At 70.8% G+C, this 18,968-nt stretch carries 16 protein-coding genes; 8 read left to right on the top strand and 8 right to left on the bottom strand.

Going from position 1 to position 18,968, the window contains the following annotated elements; genetic code table 11:
* The first annotated feature begins 3 nt into the window (after positions 1-3).
* Together DMB66_RS66300 and DMB66_RS49235 are read left to right on the top strand one after the other, a co-directional pair.
* Positions 4-2,550: a PrsW family glutamic-type intramembrane protease gene (locus DMB66_RS66300; protein WP_199753088.1), complete on the top strand. Its 2,547-nt coding sequence runs from the start codon at positions 4-6 to the stop codon at positions 2,548-2,550.
* A gap of 368 nt (positions 2,551-2,918) precedes the next feature.
* A complete protein-coding gene (locus tag DMB66_RS49235; RefSeq protein ID WP_125811016.1) occupies positions 2,919-3,665 on the top strand; it encodes a cyclopropane-fatty-acyl-phospholipid synthase family protein in 747 nt (248 codons plus the stop codon).
* Positions 3,666-3,734: 69 nt separating this feature from the next.
* Here the strand turns inward: DMB66_RS49235 and DMB66_RS49230 are convergent, their stop codons facing one another.
* Positions 3,735-4,031, bottom strand: a complete 297-nt coding sequence (locus DMB66_RS49230) for a co-chaperone GroES (protein WP_125811038.1) — start codon at positions 4,029-4,031, stop codon at positions 3,735-3,737.
* A gap of 162 nt (positions 4,032-4,193) precedes the next feature.
* On the opposite strand from DMB66_RS49230, the gene DMB66_RS49225 reads away from it, so the two are divergent.
* The gene (locus DMB66_RS49225) at positions 4,194-5,462 is read left to right on the top strand and encodes an AI-2E family transporter (RefSeq protein ID WP_125811015.1); all 1,269 of its coding nucleotides are present in this window, start codon (positions 4,194-4,196) and stop codon (positions 5,460-5,462) included.
* A 6-nt stretch (positions 5,463-5,468) separates the two neighbouring features.
* Here the strand turns inward: DMB66_RS49225 and DMB66_RS49220 are convergent, their stop codons facing one another.
* Positions 5,469-8,219 (bottom strand): transglycosylase domain-containing protein, encoded by a 2,751-nt coding sequence (locus DMB66_RS49220; RefSeq protein ID WP_125811014.1) that lies wholly within the window; start codon positions 8,217-8,219, stop codon positions 5,469-5,471.
* 138 nt (positions 8,220-8,357) lie between these two features.
* Entirely contained in the window at positions 8,358-10,424 is a 2,067-nt protein-coding gene (locus DMB66_RS49215) for an ATP-dependent DNA helicase (RefSeq protein WP_125811013.1), read from the bottom strand.
* A gap of 20 nt (positions 10,425-10,444) precedes the next feature.
* Here DMB66_RS49215 and DMB66_RS49210 point away from each other — a divergent pair, with 20 nt between their 5' ends.
* Positions 10,445-10,948: a DUF402 domain-containing protein gene (locus tag DMB66_RS49210; protein WP_125811012.1), complete on the top strand. Its 504-nt coding sequence runs from the start codon at positions 10,445-10,447 to the stop codon at positions 10,946-10,948.
* Here the strand turns inward: DMB66_RS49210 and sigJ are convergent.
* Positions 10,934-11,818, bottom strand: a complete 885-nt coding sequence (gene sigJ, locus DMB66_RS49205) for an RNA polymerase sigma factor SigJ (protein WP_125811011.1) — start codon at positions 11,816-11,818, stop codon at positions 10,934-10,936. The genes DMB66_RS49210 and sigJ overlap by 15 nt on opposite strands.
* A gap of 109 nt (positions 11,819-11,927) precedes the next feature.
* Between sigJ and DMB66_RS49200 the strand changes: the two genes are divergently transcribed.
* From DMB66_RS49200 to DMB66_RS49190, 3 genes are all read left to right on the top strand, one after another.
* The gene (locus DMB66_RS49200; RefSeq protein WP_125811010.1) at positions 11,928-12,896 is read left to right on the top strand and encodes a hypothetical protein; all 969 of its coding nucleotides are present in this window, start codon (positions 11,928-11,930) and stop codon (positions 12,894-12,896) included.
* Positions 12,897-13,053: 157 nt separating this feature from the next.
* Complete coding sequence (locus DMB66_RS49195; RefSeq protein WP_125811009.1) at positions 13,054-13,680, top strand: DUF47 domain-containing protein; 627 nt, start codon at positions 13,054-13,056, stop codon at positions 13,678-13,680.
* Between the two features lie 3 nt (positions 13,681-13,683).
* Positions 13,684-14,691: an inorganic phosphate transporter gene (locus tag DMB66_RS49190; RefSeq protein ID WP_125811008.1), complete on the top strand. Its 1,008-nt coding sequence runs from the start codon at positions 13,684-13,686 to the stop codon at positions 14,689-14,691.
* Between the two features lie 21 nt (positions 14,692-14,712).
* Here the strand turns inward: DMB66_RS49190 and DMB66_RS49185 are convergent, their stop codons facing one another.
* Entirely contained in the window at positions 14,713-15,699 is a 987-nt protein-coding gene (locus tag DMB66_RS49185; RefSeq protein ID WP_125811007.1) for a Gfo/Idh/MocA family protein, read from the bottom strand.
* 100 nt (positions 15,700-15,799) lie between these two features.
* Here DMB66_RS49185 and DMB66_RS49180 point away from each other — a divergent pair, with 100 nt between their 5' ends.
* Positions 15,800-16,606 (top strand): NUDIX domain-containing protein, encoded by an 807-nt coding sequence (locus DMB66_RS49180; RefSeq protein ID WP_125811037.1) that lies wholly within the window; start codon positions 15,800-15,802, stop codon positions 16,604-16,606.
* Here the strand turns inward: DMB66_RS49180 and pstB are convergent.
* The 3 genes from pstB to DMB66_RS49165 all read right to left on the bottom strand — a co-directional run.
* On the bottom strand, positions 16,603-17,379 hold the full coding sequence (gene pstB / locus DMB66_RS49175; RefSeq protein ID WP_125811006.1) for a phosphate ABC transporter ATP-binding protein PstB: 777 nt from the start codon (positions 17,377-17,379) through the stop codon (positions 16,603-16,605). The two genes, DMB66_RS49180 and pstB, sit on opposite strands and share 4 nt — an antisense overlap.
* A gap of 16 nt (positions 17,380-17,395) precedes the next feature.
* Positions 17,396-18,442, bottom strand: a complete 1,047-nt coding sequence (pstA, locus tag DMB66_RS49170; RefSeq protein ID WP_370320791.1) for a phosphate ABC transporter permease PstA — start codon at positions 18,440-18,442, stop codon at positions 17,396-17,398.
* Between the two features lie 109 nt (positions 18,443-18,551).
* On the bottom strand, positions 18,552-18,968 hold a 417-nt coding region (locus tag DMB66_RS49165; protein ID WP_125811004.1), incomplete at its 5' end, for a PstC family ABC transporter permease.

The following is an 18,968-nucleotide window of genomic DNA, read 5'->3' as shown; positions in this document are numbered from 1 at the left end:
GGCATGGCCGACGTAGCTCATGGCGGGTCGCCCGACCCGGCACCCACCTCCGCGGCTCCGGCCTCCCCGGCGCCCGATTCCGCTGCGCAGGTCTCCGGTCCTGCCGGGAGCGCCCAGGATCCGACCGCCAGTGCGATCGCCGTCGGGCCGGACGCGCCGCTCGGCGTTGCCGACCCGGCGACCGCCAGTGCGATCGCCGTCGGGCCGGACGCGCCGCTCGATGTTGCCGGCCCGGCGGCCGTGCCGGAGGTGCCACCCAACGGGCGTTCGCGGGTGCCGCGCTGGCTGCCGCTGACCCTGGTGATCGTCTTCATCGCGGCCTGCGCGGTCGCGATGCTGGTCATCCTCGGTGTCAGCAACGGTCCGCAGGGCCTGGCGATCGGGCTGGGCGCGGCGATCCTGCCGGTGCCGGTGCTGGTCGGCTGCTTCCTCTGGCTGGACCGCTACGAGCCGGAGCCGAGCCGATATCTGATCTTCTGCTTCGCCTGGGGATCGGCGGTGGCGACGCTGGTCGCGATCGGCGTCAACTCGCTGGCCGCCTGGGGCTTCGACCGGATCGGCCTGCCGGACGCGCTGGTGGCGGTGCTGGTGGCGCCGTTCATCGAGGAGTCCATGAAGGCCCTCGGCCCGATCCTGCTGCTCTGGCGCCGGCGCCGGGAATGGTCCGGCATCACCGACGGCATCGTCTACTGTGGCATGGCCGCGCTGGGCTTCGCCATGGTGGAGAACGTGCTCTACCTGGGCGGGCACGGCTACGCGTCGGGCGCCGACCAGTACGGCCCGGCGACCGGCATCCAGAACCTCTTCCTGATCTTCATCGTCCGGATCCTGTTCACCGGCTTCGCGCACCCGCTGTTCACCGCGATGACCGGCATCGGCCTGGGCCTGGCTGCCCGCTCGGCGGACCGCCGGGTGAAGTGGCTGGCGCCGATCGCGGGCCTGCTGCTGGCGATGATCCTGCACGGCACGTTCAACCTGCTGCCGACGCTGTCGGTGGCCACCGGCGAGACCCTGATCATGCTGTACGGCTACCTCGGCTTCATGGTCCCGTTCTTCTTCGTGGTGGTCGGCTTCGCCATCGCCCTGCGCAGCTGGGAAGGCCGACTGAGCGAGCGCATTCTGCCGGGCTACGTGAGCGCCGGCTGGCTGTCCCCACCGGAAGTGGCGACGCTGGGCAGCCTCGGCCGCCGCCACTCGGCCCGGCAATGGGCGAAACGCGTGTCCGGCGACACCGGCGTCCGGGCGATGCGCGGCTTCCAGGCAACGTCGACAAAGCTGGCGCTGCTGCGCGACGGCATGCAGCGCGGCCTGCACAGCAGCAGCCCGGAGGACCAGCAGCGGGCCACGGACGAGGAACAGCGGTTGCTGACGGCGATCTCGGGCTATCGGTCGGTGTTCGTGGGCCGCGACCCGCAGATGCCCCAGGCATTCTGGAACGGGACGAGCTACCAGATCGCGTTCCCGGACGGAGTGACCCGCACGGTGACCGCCCCGGCGGAGCCGGTGGTCCCGGTGCCGGTTCGGCTGCCCGCGGCCCCGGCTCCGGTTCCTGCCATGGCCGGCGGCTACGGCTTCCCGCCCGGCTACGCCCCGCCTGGTTACGGTCCTCCTGGTTACGGTCCTCCTGGTCACACCCCGCCTGGTTATGGCGCTTCTGGTTACGGCCAGACCGGCTTTGGCCAGACCGGCTTTGGCCAGGCTGGTTACGGACAGCCTGGTTCGGAGCAGGGCTATGGCCAGCCCGGTTACGGCGCGGGCGGTTATGGTCAGCCTGGTTATGAGCAGGCCGGCTCTGGGCAACCTGGCAACGGCGCCGGTTACGGCCAGCCGGGTGCTGGCGCTGGGACGTATGGCCAGCCCAGCGCCTACGGCCATGGCTCGGAGCCTGGCCATGGCTCACAGCCCGACGGCACGCAGGCTTATGGCTCGCAGCCCGGTCACGGCTCGCAATCCGGTGGCACGCAACCCTATGGCTCACAGCCCGACGGCACGCAGGCCTACGGTTCGCAGCCTGGTTACGGTTCGCAGCCCGGGGGTTCGCAGCCTGGTTATGGTTCACAGGCCTACGGTTCGCAGCCTGGTTATGGTTCGCAGCCCGGGGGTTCGCAGCCTGGTTATGGTTCGCAGCCCGGGGGTTCGCAGCCGTACAGTCCGCAGCCCGGATACGGTCCGCAGCCGGGACACGGGCAGGGGCCTGGCTATGGCCAGCAGCCCGGCGACACGCCGGGCTACGGCGTCGCGCCGACGCAGGCCCAAGGCCAGGGCGTCAGGCCGGGAATCCCCGCGAGCGGCGATGCCTGGACCAGCTACACCCGGCAGGGCTACGACTCCGCCGTCCCGCCGACGGTCCAGCCCACGCACGGCTACGACCCCGCCCACCCCCAGCCGTCCAACAACTACGAGCAGCAGGGCCACCCCGAACCGTCGTACGGTCAGGATCCCGGCAGCGGCCAGAGCGGCGGCACCGGGCCGGATGCTCCCGCCGCGCCGCCCGCCGATCCCGGCCCCTCGGGCGGGACTTCGGACGCCCCGCCTCCCCCGCAGAACTGAGACGGGGCCTGAGAGGCGTCTAATCCTGCTAAATCGTCTTTGTCCGAAAAACCGTCGGTCAATTTGATAGATCTTGGTAGCTTTTGGCCGCCCGGAGGGCCGTCAGGAGGGCCACTGGCTTCCACGATTTCAACGCAGTCGGCGCAGTCCGAGGTCGGTGCCGAGGGATGGAAACCATCGGGATCAGACACCCCCGCCGAATCGAAATTGGGTTGGGCTGGGATGGCTGGCGACCTAGCCTGACCCCGCCAGCAAGTCCGACGAGCCAGGAATCGAGTGATGCGCGATGCCGCGGTCGAGTGTGCCGGTCCGTACCGGCCGGTCTCAGCTCTTTCCTCCTCGACCTTCGGACTTCTGGAGCACCAGCCATGGATCTTCCGCGTCATCACCCCATCCGCGAAGGCGACCAGCGGATTTGTAACCCCTTCACCGCCGAGAAGCTCGCCACTCTGGGCCGGGCGATCGGACTGCGGGCCGGGGACACCCTGCTCGATCTCGCCGGCGGCCGCGGCGAGATGCTCTGCACCTGGGCCCGCGATCATGGGATCAGCGGCACCGGTGTCGACATCAGCACCGTCGCGACCGAGAAGGCCCGCGAGCGCGCCGTCGAGTTGGGCGTCGCCGATCGGGTCCGGTTCGTGCACGGCGACGCCGGCGGCTTTGTCTCCGACGCGCCGGTGGACGTTGCCGCCTGCATCGGCGCCACCTGGATCGGCGACGGCGTGCCCGGCACTGTCAGCCTGCTTGAGCGCAGCCTGCGCCTGGGCGGCATGGTGCTCGTCGGCGAGCCGTACTGGCGGCGGGAGCCGCCGAGCCAGGAGGCCGTCGTGGCCTGCCATGCGCAGAGCCGGGACGACTGGCGGGATCTGCCCGGCCTGGTCGCCCAGTTCCACGACCTGGGCTGGGACCTGGTCGAGATGGTGCTGGCCGACCAGGACAGCTGGGACCGGTATGCGGCGGCGCACTGGCTCACCATCCGCCGTTGGCTGGACGCCAACCCGGATGATGAGCTCGCCCCGGCGTTCCGCGAGGAGCTCAGCACGGATCCGGTGGCGCACGTCCGCTACCGGCGCGAGTACCTCGGCTGGGGCGTCTTCGCCCTGCTGAAGCGCTAGCTGAGCTGAAGCTGTAGCGACAGCGGCCTGAAACCCGACTCTCGTGTTCAGAATCTCGAACCCAAGGATCTAGAGGTACAGGCCCGTCCCGTCCGACTCGACGCGGGTGGCGGCGACCGCGTGCACGTCGCGCTCGCGTAACAGCACGTATTCCTTGCCGTGCAGCTCCACCTCCGCGCGGTCGTCCGGGTCGAACAGGACCCGGTCGCCGACGACGATGGAGCGGACGTTTGGCCCCACGCCGACGGCCTTCGCCCAGGACAGGCGGCGGCCCATCGACGCGGTGGCGGGGATCACGATGCCGGCGCTTGAGCGGCGTTCGCCGTTGCCGCCGTCGAGCCGGACGAGGACGCGGTCATGCAACATCCGGATGGGCAGCCCGGCCTCGGTACGGGTGTCGGTGTTCACGACAGGACGGTACGCCCGCGCCCGAAGAGCTTCGCCTTCAGTCCCGGGGTGGTTGGGCGGGGCGATGAGGGGGTCTGGACTACGGTGGGACCGGCGTGACTACGGACGAGGGGGTGGCGGTTGAGCCGCTTACAACGGGTCCGGGCGAATCTGCGTCGTGCGTACGACAGCGGGCGTGAGTCGGTCCGGCTGGCCCGTGCCATGCAGGACGCGATGCCGGACGACCGCGAGGTCGACTTCGAGTTGCCCGCGCCGGATCCGCCGGTCGATCATCGGTCGACGTCGAGCCGGGACGATTCCGAGGTGCCGCACTCGTTGCGGATCGCGGCCGCGTGGTCGTGGCGGCTGATCGTGGTCGGGGTCGTCGGCTGGGTGCTGGTGCGCTTCATCGGCATGGTCAGCATCGTGGTGGTTCCGCTCGCGATCGCCCTGCTTTTGTCGGCGCTGCTGTCGCCCGCGGTGGGCTGGCTGCGCCGCTTCCGGCTGCCACCGTCGCTGGCGACCTTCCTGGTGCTGATCTGCGGCATCGCCGCCGTGGCGGGCACCCTGACGCTGGTGGTGAACCAGTTCGTCGAGGGGGTGGGTGATCTCACCGCCAAGGCGAGCAGCGGCATCCGGCAGATCCAGGAGTGGCTGCGCACCGGCCCGCTGCACCTCTCGGACGACCAGGTCGACCAGGCGATCGACTCGGGCCAGAACTGGATCAACGCGAACACGTCGTCGCTGACCGCGACCGGCGTGGCCACCGCGGCGACCCTGTTCGAGGTGCTCACCGGCGCGCTGCTGGTGATCTTCGCGACGTTCTTCTTCCTCCGCGACGGCCGCAAGATCTGGCGCTTCCTGGTCCGGCTCTTCCCGGTGAACGCGCGCTGGAGCCTGGCCGACGCCGGCGACGCCTCCTGGTCGACGCTGGGCTCCTACGTCCGCGCGACGGTGCTGGTGGCCTTCATCGACGCGACCGGCATCGGCCTGGCCCTGGTGATCCTCAAGGTGCAGTTCCCGTTCCCGCTGGCGGCCCTGGTGTTCCTGGGCGCGTTCATCCCGATCGTCGGCGCGAGCGTGTCGGGCGCGGTGGCCGTGCTGGTCGCGCTGGTCGACCAGGGCTGGGTGATCGCGCTGATCGTGCTGGGCGCGGTGATCCTGGTCCAGCAGGTCGAGGGCCATGTCCTGCAGCCCCTGATCATGGGCCGGGCGGTGGCCATCCACCCGCTGGTCGTGATCATCGGCATCGCCTCCGGCGTGGTGCTGGCCGGCATCGTCGGCGCGCTGGTCGCCGTCCCGCTGATCGCGGTCCTCAACACCGGGATACGGCGGCTGGCCCGCCAGCGCCCGGAGGTCCCGCCGGACGCCGTCGTCGTGCCGACCGGGGGAGCCTCCACCCCCGCTTAGCGGCCCTCACCAGCCCAGATAGCTGCGGGTCAGCGCGGTCACCTGCTCGACGACGTCGATACCACGTTGTTTGTCGCCGTGGCCGCGGGACAGCACCGCCACGGTCGTGTCGGTGTTGGTGCCGGTGATGCGACCGATGCTGTTGATGATCCACCGCCCGTCCTCGGCCGAGCGGTAGACCCAGCCGTTCTTCAGGGAGGTCTGGTCGCCCTCGAAGGCCGCCGCGCTGACTCCCCAGTTCTGATCGGCGTTAACGGACGACATGAGCTGGAGCATCAGCTCCCGGGATCCCTCGTTGAGCGGGCTGCCCGGATCGGTCAGCGCGACGAGCATCCTGACCTGATCGCTCGCCGTGGTCCGGGTCAGGCCCCAGGACTTGGCGGGGTCGGTGTCGGTCAGGCCCAGTCGCTGGCCCGCCACGCGCAGTCCGGCAGCGCCGCCCACGGAGTTGTACACCTCCGTCGCGGCGTCGTTGTCGCTAGCTTTGATCATCTTTGTCACCCGGGCCTGTTCGGCCGCGGTCAGTGCGCGACCGCGGTCCTGGGCCCGCAGCAGCAACGCCGCCAGCAGCTCGACCTTGATGATGCTGGCGGTCTCCTGTTGCTGGCCGCCGTGATAGGCATACCGGCGCCCGGTCTTGCGGTCTTCGAGGGCGACGGAGAACTTCGGGACGGAGGCCGCGTATTTGTCGAGTGCGTTGGTCAGTCGGGTGACTCGCTGTTGCCACGACCCGGTCGCCTTCGACTTGTCGACCTTGTCGCCCTTCTGCGGTCCCAGGTAGATCATGCCCGCGGGCGTCTTGAAGCCACCGACGAGAGTCTTGAGGTCGGCGGTTTCCCGCCGGCCCACCACCTGGCTGGGTGGGGTCTTCGCCGGCGCGGGCCGGTCGCTCAGGGCGGCGGCGAGGAACGACTGCCAGATCCGGTACGGCATGCCGTCGCCGTTGATGGACTTGCCGCCCCGCTCTCGGATGGGTCCCGGCTTGTCCCGGCCCACCCACGTCACCGCGGCGAGCCCGGGAGCCCAGCCGGCCGTCCACGCGTCGGAGGAGTCGGTCGTGTTGCCCCATTGCTGTGAGCCGGTCTTCGCGGCCGCGGCGACCCCGGCGACCTCGCCGTCCCGCGCCACGACCTTTTCCAGCACGGTCTGCAGGTCCGCGGCCACGGCGCTGGAGAGCACCCGGCGGGGCTTTCCGGAATAGCGGTGCAGCACCTTGCCGTCTGCCGTGGCGACCGAGTCGACGAAGTGCCGGTCCCGGCGGCGTCCGCCGTCCGCCAGCGTGGCATAGAGGGTCGCCAGGTCGGCCGGGGCGACCGGATAGCGGCCCAGAGCGATGTCGGATCGGGTCTTGCCGGGAGCCGGGTCGCCGGCCGCGTCCACCATGGTGGCCTGCTTGCCGTATTTCTCGGGCACTCCGAGCTTGTGGGCGAGCCGCCGGACCGCGTCCGGGCCGATCTGCTCCGCCAGCGCGTAGAACGGGGTGTTGAGCGAGTGCACCATCGCGAGGTCGAGCGGGCACACCGGGCACTGCAGGTTGCGCTGGTTGTACAGCGGCACCCCGCGCCGATCGGGGAAATCACGGGGTGAACTGCCGTTGTACAGCGACGCGTAGCCGATGCCGCGCTCCTCGGCGGCGGCCAGCACGACCGGTTTGAAGGTCGAGGCCGGCGGCCGGGCGGCCAGCGCGTCGTCGAAATAGCCGCGGCCGCGGTCACCGCCGTGGTAGGCGCGCACCCCGCCGCTGGCCGGGTCGACGGCCACCAGGGCGATCCGCAGTTCCTTGGGCTGATTGCGCAGCGCAACGCTGACGCTCTGGGTGGCGGCGTCCTGGGCGGTGGCATCGATCGTGGTCGTGATGCGCAAGCCACCGGTGCGGACCTGTTGCCGAGTGACGCCGGCCTGCACCAACTCGTCCTCGACCCGGTCCGCGATCAGGCCGGCGGCGCCGCCGACGCCGTTCGCCGTGACCGATTCCGCGGCGACGGCCGGATACGGCGTCCGGTCGGCCGCGCCGGCGGGCAGCCAGCCCTGCTCGGTCATCGCCTTGAGGATCCACTTCCACCGGTCCCGCGCCCACTCGGCGTCGACTGCCGGGTCGCCGCGGGTCGGGTCCTTGATCAGCGTGGCGAGTACGGCACCCTGGAAGCCGGTCAGCTGGTCGACCGTCGTACCGAAGTAGGCGTGCGCCCCGGCCTGGATGCCGTACGCGCCGCGGCCGAAGTAGATGGTGTTGAGATACCGCTCGAGGATCTCGGCCTTGCTGAAGCGATCCTCGACCTTCCAGGCCAGCGCGGCCTCCTTGGTCTTGCGGCTGACCGTCCGGTCCTGGGTGAGGTAGGCGTTCCGGACGTACTGCTGGGTGATGGTCGACGCCCCCTGGCCACCGTCCTGGAAGACGTTCGCCCACAGTGCGCGCAGCACTCCGCGGGTGGAAACCCCGGAGTGGTCGTAGAAGCCGCGGTCCTCGGCAGCCAGGAACGCCCGCTGGACCGCCACCGGGACCTGGCTCAGGCCGACGTCGGTGCGATCCGTCGTGCCGATGCGGGTGAGCACCGTGCGGCCGTCGCGGTAATAGAGGACCGAGGCCTGCGGCGGCGCCGGATCGGGTGGCAGGTCGACGCTGGCGACGTAGCCGGCGGCGCCGCAGCCGATCGCCACCGCGCCCACCGCGAGGACCGCCACCGAGCGGCGACACCATCGCGGCAGCTTGAACCGTTTGCGGTGCGATTTCGGTTTCGGGTCGGCAGCCACCGTCATCGAGCAGTGTCCCTTCGACGTCCACGCCGGTGTCGATCAACACCTGCTTCGTAGACGCATGGGACGGCGTTTTGGTGGTCTGTCGGAGGAAAGTAGTTGTCCCGGCACGGTCTGTCCCGGGCTGTCCGGAAGGGGTGATTAGGACTTCGCCAGGCGCTGCAGGGCGCCGACCGCCACCTCCGGGCGGGTCGTATACCAGAACGGGGGCAGGGACTTGCGCAGGAAGGCGCCGTAGCCGCGGGCCGTCTCCAGCCGGGAGTCCAGGACCGCGACCACGCCCTTGTCGCCGGTGGAGCGGATCAGCCGGCCCACGCCCTGCGCCAGCCGGATCGCGGCGATCGGGACGCTGACCGCGGCGAAGCCGGAGCCGCCGGTCGCGTCCACCGCCGCCGCGCGGGCGGCGGCCAGCGGCTCGTCCGGGCGGGGGAACGGCAGCCGGTCGATCACCACCAGCTGGCAGGCGTCGCCGGGGACGTCCACGCCCTGCCACAGCGACATCACGCCGAACAGGCAGCTCTCCTTCTGCTCCCGGAACTTGCGGACCAGGATCGGCAGGGACTCCTCGCCCTGCAGCAGCACCGTCAGGTCGGTCCGGGCGCGCAGCAGCTCGGCCGCCTGGGTCGCCGCCCGGCGCGACGAGAACAGGCCCAGCGTGCGGCCGCCGAGGGCCTCGACCAGCTTGAGCAGCTCCTCGCCCGCGGCGTCCGGGAGGCCGGACGCGGCCGGGCGGGGCAGGTGCGCGGCGACATACAGGATGCCCTGGCGGGGGTAGTCGAACGGGGAGCCGACGTCGAGGGAATTCCACCCGTCGCCGGAGACCGGCGGCGCCTCCGGGGTCAGGCCGCCGGTGCGGGCGGCCGGGACCGGGGTCGGCGCCGGGAGCCCGAGCGAGCGGGCCACCGTGTCGAAGCGGCCGCCCAGGGTCAGCGTCGCCGAGGTGGCGACCACCGTGCGCTCGTCGTAGAGGTTGGTGGCGAGGGTGCCGGCGACCGAGAGCGGGGCCACCACCAGGGCGCGGCGGCCGTTGCCCAGGTCGGACTTCTCCACCCAGGCCACGTCGAACTCGTTGCCCTCCAGCAGCCGCTGCGCCGTGGTCGAGATGTCGTCCAGGGTGGCCTTGGCCTGCTGCTTGCGGACCGGGTCGGGGTCGTCGTTCTTGATGTCGCCGATCGCGTCCAGGGCGGCCCGGGTGGCCGAGTCGATCAGCAGCACGGCCTGCTGCAGCAGCGGGGGCAGGCCGGTGGTCAGCCGGCCGGCCGGGACGTCGCCGAGGCCGACGGTCAGCGAGTCGGCCGCCTCCGCCAGGGCCTCGCCGGCGGCGGCGGAGACCAGTGGCTTGGCGCGCCGGGACGCCCGCTCGACCGCCTCCGGGGTCAGCTCGGCCTGCGCCGCCGAGGACACCCGGTCGGCCAGCTCGTGCGCCTCGTCGACGATGAGCAGCTTGTGTGGCGGGACGATGTGGCGGTCGGCGAGCATGTCGACCGCGAGCAGGCTGTGGTTGGTCACCACGATGTCCGCCTCGCGGGCGCGCACCCGGGAGGCCTCCGCGAAGCACTCCGCGCCGTAGGGGCAGCGGGCCGCGCCCACGCAGTCGCGGGCCGGCATCGACACCTGCCGCCAGGCGGTCTCGTCCACGCCCGGGTCGAGCTCGTCGCGGTCGCCGGTCTTCGTCTTCTCCGACCAGGCCTGCACGCGCAGGATCTGCTTGCCGAGCTTGCCCGCCTCGCCCAGCCACTGGGTCGCGCGCGGCGGCGCGTCGTCGAAGAGGGTGTCGGTCGGCGCCTCCTCGTCGGCGTGCTCCAGCTTGGCCATGCAGAGGTAGTGGTGGCGGCCCTTGAGCACCGCGAAGGTCGGGCGGCGGCCGAGCACCGGCTCCACCGCGTCAGCGAGCCGGGGGAGGTCGTGCTCGACGAGCTGGTTTTGCAGGGCCAGGGTCGCCGTTGAGACCACCACCGGGCCGTCGACCAGCAGCGCCGGGGTCAGGTAGGCCAGGGACTTGCCGGTGCCCGTGCCGGCCTGCACCAACAGATGCTCGCGGTCCTTGACGGCCCGCTCGATGGCCGCGGCCATCTCCTCCTGGCCGGGCCGGGATGTGCCGCCCGGGACTGCGCCGACGGCGGCGGCGAGCAGTTGGGACGCGGTGGCCTTCTTGCGGGTCGCGGCAGTCACGTCGGAGACCGTACCCGCCACCACCGACGAAACCATGTCACCGTTAGGGTCTTGTCATGCCGAGCGAGTTGGTCCGGGTCGTCTACACGAAGTACGACGGCTCCGCCCACCGGGACTACCCCGCTCGTCGGCTCAACGAGGACGACCTGGGCGTCTGGGTCGGTGTGATCCGCGGCACACAGTCCGTCTACCACGGCCAGCCGTCGGTCGAGCAGATCCCGTTCGTGTTGCTGATCCCGCACCACGCCTGGTGGACAGGCATGTTCAACCCGCCGCCGCGGACCAGCGAGGTCTACTGCGACATCACCACCCCGGCGCGCTGGGAGGGTGACACCGTGCACATCGTCGACCTCGACCTGGACGTGTCGCGGCGCCGCGACACCGGGCTGATCGAGCTGCGCGACGAGGACGAGTTCGCCGATCACCGGGTGCGGTTCGGCTATCCGGACGACCTGGTCGCCGAGGCTCGGGCCGCAGCCGGGCGCTTGTTCACGGCCCTGGGCGACGGCTCGGAGCCGTTCGCTTCCGCCTACCGGAAGTGGCTCTCAGCGGTCGTCTAGCGACCCCAGTTTGGCCGGGTTGAGCTGGTTGTAGAGGGCCGTGACGCGGCCGTCCGCGACGGCGGCGGTCAGCACCGCGACCAGCCGGCGCCCGTCCAGGTAGTAGCCGCGGACCAGCACCCCGGCGTCGCCGTTGACCAGGACCGGCTCGATCGTGACGCCGCGCGTGTCGCGCACCCGGCGGCCCAGCAGACCGGCGTAGAAGCGGGCCACCCGGTCCAGCCCGAAGACCGGGTTGCGGCCCGCGTTGACCGCGCCGCCGCCGTCGCTGATCGCCACCACCTCGGGCGCGAGCACGGCCGCGAGCGCCTGGAGATCGCCGGAGGCCGCCGCGGTCAGGAACGCCTCCAGCACCTCGCGCTGCTCGGCGAGGCCCGCGGTGTGCCGCGACTGGCCCTCGGTGATCGCGCGCCGGCCCCGGGACGCGTGCTGGCGGGCCGCGGCGACGCTGGTGTTGAGCACCGCGGCGACCTCGTCGAACGGGACCGCGAACGCGTCGTGCAGGACCACCGCCACGCGCTGCTCGGGGGTGAGCTTCTCCAGCACGACGAGCAGCGCGAGGCTGACCTCCAGCCGCTGGGTCACCCGCTCCGCCGGGTCGTCGAGGAACGACACCACCGGCTCGGGCAGCCACTGGCCGGGGTAGGCCTCGCGGCGGACCCGGGCCGATTTCAGCACGTCCAGGCAGATCCGGCCGGTGACCGTGGTCAGCCACCCGCGCAGGTCGTGGATCTCACCGCCGGTCACGGCCTTGTGGTAACGCAACCAGGCCTCCTGAACCGCGTCCTCGGCCTCGCTGCGGCTGCCGAGCATGCGGTAGGCGACCGCCAGCAGGTGCGGGCGCTCGGCTTCGAAAGGGTCCGGCGGCATGGGGGAATTCTCCGCGACATTGCCCGATCGCAGGTGTCCCATGTGACACAGTGGTGAGCGCGATAAGTGTAGTTAGTCCTATTTCGCGGTGCTGGGGCGGTGGCGGACGGTGGCGAACGACGTGGCGACCCTGTTGGGCGGGCTGGCCGGAGTGGCGGGAGCCGCCGGTGCGGCGACTCTCGGCGCTGCGGTGCTTCGGCGGCCGAGGCCGTACCTGCCCGCCGGGCACGCGCTGATCGCGAGCCGGGCCGGCGACCCGCTGCCCGGCGTGCTCCGGCGCGGGCTGGCCGGCCTGACTGTCCCCGTCCGGCCGGGGCCGCACGGCGAGTTGTACCTCGGCTCCGGGGCGCCGCAACCCGGCCATACGCTGCGCCGGATGGTGCTCACCCCGCTCTTCGCGCGGGCCGCGGCGCGCGGTGGGCGGCTCTGCCGCGACCAGCGGGTGCCGTTCCGGCTGGTGGTCGAGTTCACCGGGCCGACCCGGGACGCGGAGACGTTGCTGCGCGCGTACCGGATGCTTGATCAGCAATTGCGCGACCACGCCCCCCTGCTGAGCCGGTGCGTCGACGGGCGGCTGGATCCCGGTGCGGTGACGGTCGCCATCGCCGGCATCGTCGACGTGCGTGATCTGCTCGCCGCCCAGAGCCGCCGGTACGCGTTCGCGGACGGCTCCTTCGACGACATCGGCACCGCGTCGGCCCCGCCCGCCCTGGTGCCGATGATCAGCGAGCCGTGGAGCCGCCGGTTCGGCTGGGACGGCCGCGAGCCGATCTCCGCCGAGGAGCGGCACCTGCTGCACGCGCTGGTCCGCTCCGCGCACGAGGACGGGCGCACCGTGCGCATCAGCGGGCTGCCGGCCGGTTCGCGCCGGGCCCGGCGGGCCGTCTGGACGGAACTGGGCGAGGCCGGCGTGGACGTGCTCGCCGACGCCGACCAGGTGGGGCTGGCCCGGCATCTGCGCCGTCATCCGGTTCGGCAGCAGGTGCCAACGCGGGTGTCGGCCGAGGCCGCGGCCCGCCGCACCACCCCGGCCCCGCGGGCCACCAATCAGCGCCCGGACATCGCCCCAGTAGTCTGAATAATCCGGATAAGTAACCGTTCCAGGTTAACAACAGGTGAACGAGCACTGAACTGCTGTTGAGCAGGGGTAGGCGGGCTCTGTACCTGGGGAGGCGTTACCTAGCATTCCCTCGAATTCGCCAGGCCCCGTCCACCCCGCAAACGAGGTTCGCGCCGTGAAGTTCTCCTTCCGCCCCACCGAGGGCGCCTTCTACGAGCTGTTCTCCCGAGCAGCGCAGAACCTCGTGCGCGGCACCGAGCTGCTGAACGAGCTGGCCCTGCCCGGGGTGAACGTGCAGTCCGTCAGCGACCGGCTGACCGACGTCGAGCACGACAGCGACCAGATCACCCACGAGCTGTACAAGAAGATCAACTCGACCTTCATCACGCCGTTCGACCGCGAGGACATCTACTCGCTGGGCTCGCAGCTCGACGACGTCATGGACCACCTCGAGGCGGTCGGCAACCTGCTCTACCTGTACGGCCTCACCGAGCTGCCGTCGCTGCCGCGCGAGATGCACGAGCTGGTCAACGTCCTCGACCAGCAGGCCAAGATCACCGCTGACGCGATGCCGCGGCTCAAGACGATGAAGAATCTCGAGGAGTACTGGATCGAGATCAACCGGCTGGAGAACGACGGCGACCGGGCCTACCGGATGCTGCTGGTCCGGCTCTTCTCCGGCGAGTACGACGCCCTCACGGTGCTGAAGATGAAGGAGGTCGCCGACGAGCTGGAGGACGCGTGCGACGCCTTCGAGCGGGTGGCGAACACGGTCGAGACCATCACGGTCAAGGAGTCCTAGACCTTGTCCCCCGAGCTCATCGCCGTCCTCGCGGTGATCATGGCCGCGATGGCCTTCGACTACACCAACGGTTTCCACGACGCGGCGAACGCCATCGCCACCAGCGTCAGCACCCGCGCCCTGACCCCGCGCGTCGCCCTGGCGATGGCGGCGGTCGGTAACTTCGTCGGTGCCCACTTCGGCGCCGAGGTGGCCAAGACAGTCGGCGACGGCCTGGTCAAGCTGCCGCTCGGCATCCCGAGCCTGGGCGTCGTCTTCGCCGGCGTGGTCGGCGCGATCGCCTGGAATCTGATCACCTGGTACTTCGGCCTGCCGTCGTCCTCGTCACACGCGCTCTTCGGTGGCCTGGTCGGCGCGACACTGTTCGCCACCGAGGGCACCGTCCAGTGGGGCACCATCGTGGTGAAGGTGCTGATCCCGATGGTGGCCTCGCCCTTCGTCGGCTTCCTGCTGGGCTTCATCGTCATGGTCGGGATCATGTGGGGCTTCCGCCATGGCCAGCCCGGAAAGCTGAACCGCGGCTTCCGCGTCGCCCAGACCGTCTCGGCCGCGTTCATGTCGGTGGGCCACGGCATGCAGGACGCGGCGAAGACCATGGGCATCATCGTGCTGGCGCTCTACACCGGTGGCTTCCAGGACAGCGCGACGCACATCCCCTGGTGGGTGTTCTGGACGTCGGCGGCGGTCCTGGCGGCCGGTACCTACGCGGGTGGCTGGCGGATCATCCGCACCCTGGGTCGCAAGATCATCGACCTCGGCCCGGCGGAGGGCTTCGCGGCCGAGACGGTGGCCAGCTCGGTGCTGTTCTTCAACGCGCTGGTGCTGCACGCACCCATTTCGACGACGCACACGATCACCTCGGCGATCATGGGCGTCGGCGCGACCAAGCGGCTGAGCGCGGTCCGCTGGAACGTCGCCGGCAACATCGTGCTCGCGTGGATCACGACGTTCCCGGCGGCGGCGGCGATCTCCTGTGTCGTCTACTTCGCGGTGCGGCCGATCTTCAACTGAGGGGCGCGGCGGGGAGCCCGGTCAGGTGGGTGGGTAGACGACGCCGAGCTGGGCGCGGATCTCGTCCATCAGCTTCATCAGGTCCAGCGTTGTCTGGTGCGGCATCAGCGGGCTCTCCGTCAGCCCTTCCGCCAGGCAACGCTGCACCTCCATCGCCTCGAACTGATAGCCGTGGCCCGGGAAGTCAAAGCCGACCTCCTCCGCCTCGGCACCCACCCGGTTGAGCACGAACGAGCGCGGCACGAAGAAGCCCGGCGGCAGGTCGATCCGGCCGAGCGTGCCGGTGATCGACGCGGCGTTGCGGGTCTCGCCCACCAGGCTGCAGGTCAGCGCCGCGACGGCCCCCGAGGCATAGCCCAGCAGCATGCCGGTGTTGTCGTCCACACCCTCCGGGGTGAGCCGCGCCCAGCTCTGCACCGACGCGGGCGGGCCGAGGATCAGCTCCGCCAGGTTGAGCGGGTAGACACCCAGGTCCAGCAGGGCGCCACCGCCCAGCGCGGGGTCACGCAGCCGGTGTGTCGCCTCGAACGGCCCCTGCAGCCCGAAGTCGGCCTGCACCGACGTCACCTCGCCGATGGCGCCGTCCGTGACCAGCTCCAGGATCCGGCGCACCGCCGGGTTGCAGCGCATCCACATGGCTTCCATCAGGAACAGGCCGCGGGCCCGGGCCTCCCGCACCAGCTCGGCGGAGGACGCCAGGTCCAGGGTCATCGGCTTCTCACACAGCACGGCCTTGCCGCCGGCGAGGCAGACCATCGCCGCGGCGAAGTGGTAGGCGTGCGGCGTCGCCACGTAGATGACGTCGACCTCGGGATCGGCGGCCAGCTCGGCCCAGGAGCCGTGGGAGCGCGCGAACCCGTGCCGCTCGGCGAAGGCCGCGGCGGCGGCGCTGGTGCGGGAGCCGACGGCGGCGAGCTCGGCGCCGGGCACGAGCGGCAGGTCGGCGGCGAACGTACTGGCGATGCCGCCGGTGCCCAGGATCCCCCAGCGGACGTTCTTCTCGGTCATGATCTCCACCGTATCGTCCGGGCCGGGTTGGCGCCTCAGCCCGCAGCCGGGTGGTGGGTGGGGCGGTCGGATGGGGCAGGATCGACGGGTGAGTCAATCGATGCCGCTGCCGGCGGCCATGCTGAAACGAGCCCGCGACTTCGCCGGCACCCCGGCCCCGGCGCGCCCGGCGGCCACCGTCGTGCTCCTGCGCCCGGACGAAAAGGCCTTTGACGTGTACGTCCTCAGGCGCGCGTCGACGATGGTCTTCGGTGGCGTCTACGCCTTCCCGGGTGGCGGCGTCGACCGCGGTGACCGTCCGCAGACGATCGAGCAGGACTGGCCGGAGCGGCTGGGCGTGCCCGAGGCCGAGGCGAAGGCCATCGTCGGCGCGGCGGCCCGCGAGCTCTTCGAGGAAGCCGGCATCCTGCTCGCCGGCCCCGCAGCAGTCGTGGTGCCTGGCGACGACGCCGGCCCACCGGAAGCCGGCGCGGCCGGCGACGGGCTCGTGGGGGATGTCAGTGGTGCTGACTGGGAGGCCGATCGGGTGGCCGTGCAGCGGCGGGAGCTGACCATGACCGACCTGCTGGAGCGGCGGGGGCTGCGTCTGCGCGACGATCTGCTGCTGCCGTGGGCCCGGTGGATCACGCCGGAGTTCGAGCCCAAGCGCTTCGACACCTGGTTCTTCGTGGCTGTGCTGCCGCCGGCCCAGACGGCGCGGGACGTTTCCGGTGAGGCCGACCGGACCATCTGGATCAGCCCGGCGGACGCCAACGGCCTGACCATGCTCCCACCTACGCGGGTGATGCTGAACGATCTGTGCGCGTACCGGAGCATTTCGGAGGTTTGGCGGGCAGAGCGTGACGCCGCCGATCCCGTCATGCCCCGGGTGGAGCTGACGGAAGACGGCGGCGTCCTCGTGATCTAGCCGAAGCGGCCGGTGATGTAGTCCTCGGTCTTCTTCTCGGCCGGGTTGCTGAAGATCTTCTGGGTGTCGTCGTATTCGATGAGCCGGCCCGGCTCGCCGGTCTTGTCGATCGAGAAGAAGCCGGTCTTGTCGCTGACCCGGGCCGCCTGCTGCATGTTGTGCGTGACGATGATGATCGTGAACTGGTCCTTCAGCTTGAACATCAGGTCCTCGATCGCCAGCGTCGAGATCGGGTCGAGCGCCGAGCAGGGCTCGTCCATGAGCACGACCTGCGGCTGGACCGCGATGGTGCGGGCGATGCAGAGGCGCTGCTGCTGGCCGCCGGAAAGCCCGGCGCCCGGGCGGGCGAGCCGGTCCTTGACCTCGTCCCAGAGGTTCGCCGACTTGAGCGACTTCTCGGCCGCGTCGTCCAGCAGGGACTTCTTGCGGACGCCGTTGAGCTTGAGGCCGGCGACCACGTTCTCGTAGATCGACATCGTGGGGAACGGGTTGGGGCGCTGGAACACCATGCCGATCATCCGGCGGACGGCGGTGACGTCGACGTCGGCGTCGTAGATGTTCTGGTCGTCGATGGTGAGCCGGCCCTCGATGCGGGCGTTCGGCAGCACCTCGTGCATGCGGTTGATGGACCGCAGGAACGTCGACTTGCCGCAGCCGGACGGGCCGATCAGGGCGGTGATCGTCTTCGGCTCCACGGTCATGGAGATGCTGTCGATCGCCTTGAACGAGCCGTAGTAGGACGAGACGTTGCTCGCCTCGATGCGCTTGGCCATGGGGGACACCTCTTTCTCAGGTCAGCCGGTTGCGGCGGGCGAGCAGCTTCGCCGCGATCGTCAGGATGAGGACCAGGGCGACCAGCGTCAGTGCCGCCGTCCAGGCGCGGTCCGGGGCATACCGCGAGGCGTCGCCGGCCTGCCCGTAGACGAAGAGCGCGAGCGACGACTGGTTGCCGGCGAACGGGTCGAAGTTGATCGCGGCGGCGCCGCCGGCCACCAGCAGCACCGGGGCGGTCTCGCCGGCCGCGCGGGCGACGGCGAGCATGACGCCGGTGACGATGCCGGGCAGCGCGGTCGGCAGGACGACCTTGACGATCGTCTTCCACTGCGGCACGCCCAGCGCGTACGCGCCCTCGCGCAGCGGCCCGGGCACGAGCCGCAGCATCTCCTCGGTGGATCGCACGATGGTCGGCAACATCAGCACCGTCAGCGCCAGCGAGGCGGCGAAGCCGGAGAAGCGCGGCGTGCCGTTGTTGAACCAGGGGCTGACGATCAGCACCCAGAAGGCCAGGATGAACAGGCCGGCCACGATCGACGGGATGCCGGTCATGACGTCGACGAAGAAGCGCACGGTCAGGGCGAACTTGCCGCGGCCGTACTCGACCAGGTAGATCGCGCCGAGCACGCCGAGCGGCACGGCCATCAGGGTGGCGATGCCGACCTGCTCCAGGGTGCCGATGATCGCGTGGTAGGCGCCGCCGTTGGGGTCCCGGGCGCCGATGTTGTTCATCGAACTGCCGAAGAAGTCGCCGTCGAGGCGGGCGGCGCCCTTCGACACCAGCGTCCAGACGACCGAGGCCAGCGGCAGGATCGCCAGGACGCAGGCGCCGTAGATCAGCGTCTGCCAGAGCCGGTTGCGGGCCGAGCGCCGGCCCTCGACGCGGCTCGCCGCGGCGAAGAGCCCGCCGAGGTAGAACGCGGTGCCGACGACGATCACCAGGACCCAGTTGCCGATCCCGAGGCCGAGCACGAGCGCGGCGGCCACGATGAACGCGGCGACGGCGACGCCGAGGTTGATCGTCCACGGCAGCGTCTTCGACCGGATGTTGTCCGGCGTCATGAACACGCCGGGACTTTCTCTCTCAAGAAGACTCATGCCATCGCCTCCGCTGGCGCTCCGGCGATGACATTCGTCAGGCGCAGAGTTGATGATTCGCTCGCAAGCTCGTTCATGCGGCACTGTCCCGGAACTCGCGGCGGCGGTAGATGATCGCCCGCGCTGCCATGTTGACGACCAGGGTGATGGCGAAGAGCACCAGGCCGGAGGCGATCAGCGCGCCGCGGCCGGTGGCGTTGGCCTCGCCGAAGGTGTTGGCGATGTTGGCGGCGATGCTGTTGCCGCCGCTCTCGATCAGGTTGAACGAGATGTTGAAGACGATGCCGAGGGTCAGCGCCAGCGCGATGGTCTCGCCGAGCGCGCGGCCCAGGCCCAGCATGACCGCGGCGATGACGCCGGGCTTGCCGTACGGGATCACGGCCGTGCGGATCATCTCCCACTTGGTGGCGCCCAGGGCGAGCGCCGCCTCCTCGTTCATCAGCGGGGTCTGCTGGAACACCTCCCGGGACAGCGAGGTCACGATCGGCAG

The sequence above is a fragment of the Actinoplanes sp. ATCC 53533 genome (genome assembly GCF_003947245.1).
Note: the sequence above shows the minus strand (reverse complement) of the source record. Positions and strands in the feature narration are given on the sequence as shown.

What these genes read in the sequence shown, in the direction of transcription:
- pstA (WP_370320791.1), bottom strand. Translation starts at nt 18,442, where the DNA reads ATGACGCCGGACAACATCCGGTCGAAGACGCTGCCGTGGACGATCAAC.
- DMB66_RS49220 (WP_125811014.1), bottom strand. Translation starts at nt 8,219, where the DNA reads ATGACGGTGGCTGCCGACCCGAAACCGAAATCGCACCGCAAACGGTTC.
- DMB66_RS49215 (WP_125811013.1), bottom strand. Translation starts at nt 10,424, where the DNA reads ATGGTTTCGTCGGTGGTGGCGGGTACGGTCTCCGACGTGACTGCCGCG.
- DMB66_RS66300 (WP_199753088.1), top strand. Translation starts at nt 4, where the DNA reads ATGGCCGACGTAGCTCATGGCGGGTCGCCCGACCCGGCACCCACCTCC.
- DMB66_RS49185 (WP_125811007.1), bottom strand. Translation starts at nt 15,699, where the DNA reads ATGACCGAGAAGAACGTCCGCTGGGGGATCCTGGGCACCGGCGGCATC.
- DMB66_RS49230 (WP_125811038.1), bottom strand. Translation starts at nt 4,031, where the DNA reads ATGTTGCATGACCGCGTCCTCGTCCGGCTCGACGGCGGCAACGGCGAA.
- sigJ (WP_125811011.1), bottom strand. Translation starts at nt 11,818, where the DNA reads ATGCCGCCGGACCCTTTCGAAGCCGAGCGCCCGCACCTGCTGGCGGTC.
- DMB66_RS49180 (WP_125811037.1), top strand. Translation starts at nt 15,800, where the DNA reads ATGCCGCTGCCGGCGGCCATGCTGAAACGAGCCCGCGACTTCGCCGGC.
- DMB66_RS49235 (WP_125811016.1), top strand. Translation starts at nt 2,919, where the DNA reads ATGGATCTTCCGCGTCATCACCCCATCCGCGAAGGCGACCAGCGGATT.
- pstB (WP_125811006.1), bottom strand. Translation starts at nt 17,379, where the DNA reads ATGGCCAAGCGCATCGAGGCGAGCAACGTCTCGTCCTACTACGGCTCG.
- DMB66_RS49210 (WP_125811012.1), top strand. Translation starts at nt 10,445, where the DNA reads ATGCCGAGCGAGTTGGTCCGGGTCGTCTACACGAAGTACGACGGCTCC.